General features: G+C 69.8%; 2 protein-coding genes. Both read left to right on the top strand.

The window, feature by feature from the left end; all coding sequences use genetic code 11:
• A partial coding sequence (locus G3N93_RS40750; RefSeq protein WP_206135605.1) for a DUF3619 family protein occupies positions 1-205 on the top strand: 205 nt, incomplete at its 5' end.
• A 26-nt stretch (positions 206-231) separates the two neighbouring features.
• Positions 232-867 (top strand): DUF3106 domain-containing protein (locus G3N93_RS40745; protein WP_206135604.1); only part of this gene is annotated, 636 nt, incomplete at its 3' end.

Raw genomic sequence — 867 nt, 5'->3', positions numbered from 1 at the left:
CCCGCAGGCGTCGTTCGCGCGCCGCCTGCTGCGCGCGTGGCCGCTGGCGCTGCTGCTCGCGGGGCTCGTCGGCATCGCCTACTGGGAAGACATGCAGCGCACCGCCGAACTCGCCGACATCGACGCGGCGATGCTCAGTGACGACCTGCCGCTCAACGCGTATCTCGATCACGGGTTCAACGCGTATCTGTCGCGCGCTCACTAACAGACAATAACGAGGGGATCGCACGGGTGAGTCAGAAGCGCGGCCTGGCCGTATTTTTCGGATGCGTAATCGCGATCGCCGTTTCCTACGTCGCCACTTACCCACGATTCCACCCGGCCCCCGCGACGACCACCGCCGCGGCCAGCAGCCCTGCCGCGCCCGCATCGGCCGCGACCGGGCTGACCACCGAACTCCCCCCGCTCCCCCTGCCGCTGCCGGCCGCTACCGGCCCGCTGTCGTGGGCGCGCCTCACGCCGGCGCAGCACGCGGCACTCGCGCCGTTCGCCGACCAGTGGGACGGCTTCAGCGATGCCCGCAAGCGCAAATGGCTGAAGATCGCATCGCGTTTCGCGAAGTTGACGCCCGATGACCAAAAGCGCCTGCAGGACCGGATGACCGAATGGGCGCGGATGACGCCCGAGCAGCGCCGCGTTGCGCGCGAAAACTACCAGAGTGCGAAGGAGCTTTCCGCACAGGCGCGCGAGCGCGCGTGGAAGGCGTACCAGCAACTCCCCGAAGAACAGAAGGAACGTCTCGCGGCTGCCGAGCGCCGCCGCCGGCCGAGCGTCGTCAGCGCGCCGCCGACCGTCGCCGACCGTGACGTCCGCCGCCTCGTCAATTCACACGAACACCCGGCAAGCGGCCCGGCCACCGCACCGGCA

Source organism: Burkholderia sp. Se-20378 (assembly GCF_017104665.1).
In the GTDB taxonomy this organism is placed as follows: Bacteria; Pseudomonadota; Gammaproteobacteria; order Burkholderiales; family Burkholderiaceae; genus Burkholderia; species Burkholderia lata.
Note: the sequence above shows the minus strand (reverse complement) of the source record. Positions and strands in the feature narration are given on the sequence as shown.